The sequence below is a fragment of the Streptomyces kunmingensis genome (assembly GCF_039533535.1).
Lineage (GTDB): Bacteria > Actinomycetota > Actinomycetes > Streptomycetales > Streptomycetaceae > Streptomyces > Streptomyces kunmingensis.
This window is the reverse complement of the sequence record NZ_BAAATS010000015.1, coordinates 7,644-11,807: the sequence shown is the minus strand read 5'-3', so window position 1 is coordinate 11,807 and position 4,164 is coordinate 7,644. Positions and strand designations below refer to the sequence as shown.

The following is a 4,164-nucleotide window of genomic DNA, read 5'->3' as shown; positions in this document are numbered from 1 at the left end:
GAACTATTTTTAAGAGAAAACCCCCGTCCGGGGATACCGGACGGGGGTTTTCTGCGTTTACGGACAATTGCAGGCCCTACGCCCGCCTATCAGGCAGGCTTCAGGCGCTTTTCGCCAGGCGCTCCGCATCCGCCAGCGGATAACCCGCGGACGCCAGCACCGCCACAGCCGCCGCGCGGCCCGCGTCCTCGGCCGGAATGACTCCGTCGTTGACGGCCTCCATCAGACCGAACAGCACCTGCTCATGGACGTACGCCAACGCCTCCGCCGGCAGCGGCGAACGGAACTGGCCCGACTCCAGGCCCCGCCGGACAAGCTCCGTGCACACCTCGCGCACCGGAGTGAGCCGGGCCCTGATGCCCTCCATCGTCACGCTGCGCTGCGCGAGATGCACCAACAGGCGGTAGCGGTCCGCGATCGGCCAGATCGCCAGGATCGAGCAAGCCACCGCCTCCGCCGGATCGTCGACACCCTCACGGCCGGCCCGGTGAGCCTCCGCGACCGCCTGGGCCGCATCGTCCACCAGCGCACCGACCAGCGCGTCACGGCTCGGGAAATGCCCGTAGACCGTCCGGCGCACCACACCCGCGGCGCGGGCGATCTGATCCATGGACGCCTCGGGGTCACGCAGCAGCTCGGCGAGTGCGACATCGAGGATGCGGCGGCGGTTGGCGTCGGCCCGTACGGAAGTCACGCCGTTCATTGTGCACGCCCCAGCGACGCCGCTACTACGCCCCACCACGCCCACCGCGCGCCCGACCGCACCCACCACGGGCTGCTGTTTTGCACACCGCTGTGCAATGGCCTAGATTGCACAGCAGTGTGTAATTGCACAGCAGTGTGCAAGCAAGCTCTGTCTGTTCCGTTCTCCCGGGAGGGTCTCCCCGTCATGCGTCTCGTCATCAACGAGCCGGTCGCCTCGATGGACCAGCCGTACGCCCGCCGCTGGTGGGCGCTGCTCGTGCTCTGCCTGAGCCTGTTGATCATCGTGATGGCCAATACGGCCCTCACGGTCGCGGCGCCGGACATGACCCAGGACCTGGGGCTCTCCAGCGCCGATCTGCAGTGGGTCATCGACGGCTACACCGTCCCGTACGCGGCTCTGATGCTGCTGCTCGGCGCGATCGGCGACAAGTACAGCCGGCGCGGAGCCCTGATCCTCGGGCTCGTCGTGTTCGGCGGCGGCGCCGTCGCGGGGTCGCTCGTCGACAGCTCCACCGGAGTCATCGCCGCGCGCGCCGTGATGGGCGTGGGCGCAGCGATGATCATGCCCGCCACGTTGTCGCTGCTCGCGGCCACCTTCCCGCGCGGCGAGCGCGCCAAGGCCATCGTGCTGTGGACGGCGACGGCCGGACTCGCCATCGCCGCGGGCCCGTTGGTGGCCGGTGCGCTGCTGCGCGACCACGGCTGGGCGTCCACGTTCCTGATCAACGTGCCCGTCGCCGCCCTCGCGATCGTCGGCGCGCTCGTCCTCGTACCGCCGTCCAAGGCCGGCCACCACAGCCGGATCGACTACGTCGGCGGGCTGCTGTCCGTGATCTGGGTCGGCGCGCTCGTCTACATGATCATCGAAGGGCCGCACTTCGGCTGGGGCGTCAAGGCCGTCACCGCCGCCGTGGTGGCCGGGGCGGCGCTGCTCGCCTTCGTGCTGTGGGAGCTGCGGCACCCGCGCCCGGTGCTCGACGTGCGACGGTTCGCCGACCGCCGGTTCGCCGGGTCGAACCTGGCCGTCGCCCTCTTCTTCCTGGCCGTCTTCGGCGCCTTCTACTACCTCACCCAGCACCTCCAGTTCGTGCTCGGATACGACGCTCTGGAGACCGGCGTACGCATGCTGCCGCTGGCCGGCGCGGTCTTCGTCGGATCGGCGCTCACGGGGTACCTCACGCCCCGCATCGGCATGAAGATCACCGTGACGGCGGGCATGGTCGGCGGCACGGCGGCGCTGGCGCTGCTGACGCGGGTGGACGCGGCGTCGGGGTACGGCGACTTCGTCCTGCCCCTCGTGATCCTGGGCCTGGCGATCGGCCTGGCGCTGTCGCCCTGCACGGACGCGATCATGGGTGCGTTCCCGGAGTCCGAACTGGGCGTCGGCGGCGCCGTCAACGACACCTCCCTCGAACTGGGCGGCTCCCTCGGCATCGCCATCCTCGGCTCCGTGCTGGCAGGTTCGTACTCCTCGCACCTGTCCGACGCCGCGTCCGGTACCGAGCTGCCGGGTGACGCGCTGTCCACGGCGCAGGACTCGGTCGGCGCGGGATACGCCGTGGCGCAGCAGATCGGGGCGCAGGCCCACAAGCTCGCCGAGCAGGCGGCCGGTGCCACCGATCCGCAGCAGGCGGCGCAGCTCAAGGCACAGGCGGAGCAACTCGCCGACGGTGCGCGGCAGATGACGCAGTCGGTCGGCTCGTCGTTCGCCGACGCGGTGGCGCACACCAGCGTCGTCGGAGCCCTGATCCTCGGCGTCGGCACGGTGCTCGTGGCCGTACTGCTGCCCCGCAAGGGTGCCCAGGCCGCCGAGCCGGAGGCCGGGCAGGACGACGAGGCGCAGCAGCCTGCCGCCGAACTGGCGACGAAGTAGGGGGTGTCACAGATCAGGAGGCCGTCCGGTCCTAGGGGATGACTGGACGGTGTGGCTCACGGCGCCGTCGATGTCTTCGGGCAACGCTCTTCAAGAGGAGAACATCATGAGCCGAGTCAACCTTGCCGATCACGGCGCACAGGGACTGGACGAACTGGTTCCGTCCCGGTACGCGCTGAAGGTCGGCGACATCGACGTGATGGTGATCAGCGACGGCGTGCTGCCGATCACCGCCAGGACGATGGCCACCAATGCCGCCGAGGCCGACCTGGCGTCCTGGCTCAAAGAGCAGTTCCTGCCGCCGGAAACGCTCGACTGGCCGCTGAACGTGGCCGTCGTGCGCAGCGGCGGCAAGACCATCCTCGTCGACTCCGGCCTCGGTACGGAGTTCCCGGGCTTCCCGCGGGCCGGGCAGCTGGCCATGCGACTGGACGCGGCCGGGATCGACCCCGCGTCCGTGACCGACGTGGTGCTCACCCACTTGCACATGGACCACATCGGCGGACTGCTCGTCGAGGGGCTGCGGGGCCGCCTCCGGGCCGACCTGCGGGTCCACCTGGCCTCCGCCGAGGCCGAGTTCTGGGAGAAGCCCGACTTCTCCCGTACCGACATGCCGGGGCCGGTGCCGGAGGTGCTGCGCACGACCGCCGCGAAGTTCCTGGACCTGTACCGCGGCCAGTTGCGGCCGTTCGAGACGGAGTACGAGGTCGCGCCGGGCGTGCTGATCAGCCGTACCGGCGGGCACACGCCCGGCCACAGCATCATCCGCCTGGAGTCCGGCGGCGACCGGCTGACGTTCGCGGGCGACGCCATCTTCCAGCCCGGGTTCGAGTGCCCCGACTGGCACAACGGTTTCGACCACGACCCCGAGGAGTCGACCCGGGTCCGTCTCCGCCTCCTGAACGAGATGGCGGCGAGCGGCGAGAAGCTGGTCGCCACGCATCTGCCGTTCCCGTCCGTCGTCCACGTGGCGGCGGCCGGTGGCGCCTTCCGGTTCGTGTCGGCCGGCTGGGATTACTGAGCCGCCTTGGGGTCCCGGGGGCGGATGGGGCGCCGGATACCTAGGTGCCTCGTAGGGATCTGAGTACGACCGCTCATGTCATGCCCACCGTCCGCACGTTGGATGGTGGGCATGACCTTGGACCTTGCCGCAGACGCGCCCGTACGGCCCACCCGGTACGCCCGGTACTGGGTCGCTCCGCTGTTCTCCTCGTTGGTGACGGTGCCGGGGGCGTTCTTCGCGTTCGTCTTCGCGGGGCTTGCGCCGATGGCTTGTGACTCGTGCACGGATGCGGAGGTCTCTTCGTTCGAGCCGAGCTTTGATCGGGCGTTCATGGTGTTCGGGTGGGGGTTGACTGCGTCGCTGCTTCTGCTTGCTACGGCTTGGTTGTTGCCTTGGCAGGAGCGGTTTGCTGCGCGGCGGGTTGGGTTTGCTCTGGTGGCGCCTGTTGCGGTGTTGGTTACGTATGTGGTGTTTCTCGGGATGGTGGACTGGCCGTAGGCGTGGTGGGGTGCCCGGTGTTGCGGCTGAGGCACGGGGCTCTGCCCCGGACCCCGCTCCTCAATCGCCGGAGGGGCTTGGTTGG

Annotated in this window: 4 protein-coding genes; 3 read left to right on the top strand and 1 reads right to left on the bottom strand. The window is 69.7% G+C overall.

The annotated features are described in order from the left end of the window. Positions 1 to 100: 100 nt before the first annotated feature. On the bottom strand, positions 101 to 703 hold the full coding sequence (locus ABD366_RS18470; protein ID WP_324768998.1) for a TetR/AcrR family transcriptional regulator: 603 nt from the start codon (positions 701 to 703) through the stop codon (positions 101 to 103). A 186-nt stretch (positions 704 to 889) separates the two neighbouring features. Between ABD366_RS18470 and ABD366_RS18465 the strand changes: the two genes are divergently transcribed. From ABD366_RS18465 to ABD366_RS18455, 3 genes are all read left to right on the top strand, one after another. Then, positions 890 to 2,578, top strand: coding sequence for an MFS transporter (locus tag ABD366_RS18465; protein ID WP_324768999.1), 1,689 nt, complete (start codon positions 890 to 892; stop codon positions 2,576 to 2,578). Between the two features lie 106 nt (positions 2,579 to 2,684). Further along, positions 2,685 to 3,599, top strand: coding sequence for an MBL fold metallo-hydrolase (locus ABD366_RS18460; protein ID WP_324769000.1), 915 nt, complete (start codon positions 2,685 to 2,687; stop codon positions 3,597 to 3,599). A 111-nt stretch (positions 3,600 to 3,710) separates the two neighbouring features. Continuing rightward, positions 3,711 to 4,079 (top strand): hypothetical protein, encoded by a 369-nt coding sequence (locus tag ABD366_RS18455; protein WP_324769001.1) that lies wholly within the window; start codon positions 3,711 to 3,713, stop codon positions 4,077 to 4,079. Positions 4,080 to 4,164 lie beyond the last annotated feature (85 nt).

Excerpts from the sequence above, each read along its gene's own strand:
- ABD366_RS18455 (WP_324769001.1), top strand. The coding sequence starts at position 3,711 with ATGACCTTGGACCTTGCCGCAGACGCGCCCGTACGGCCCACCCGGTAC.
- ABD366_RS18460 (WP_324769000.1), top strand. The coding sequence starts at position 2,685 with ATGAGCCGAGTCAACCTTGCCGATCACGGCGCACAGGGACTGGACGAA.
- ABD366_RS18470 (WP_324768998.1), bottom strand. The coding sequence starts at position 703 with ATGAACGGCGTGACTTCCGTACGGGCCGACGCCAACCGCCGCCGCATC.
- ABD366_RS18465 (WP_324768999.1), top strand. The coding sequence starts at position 890 with ATGCGTCTCGTCATCAACGAGCCGGTCGCCTCGATGGACCAGCCGTAC.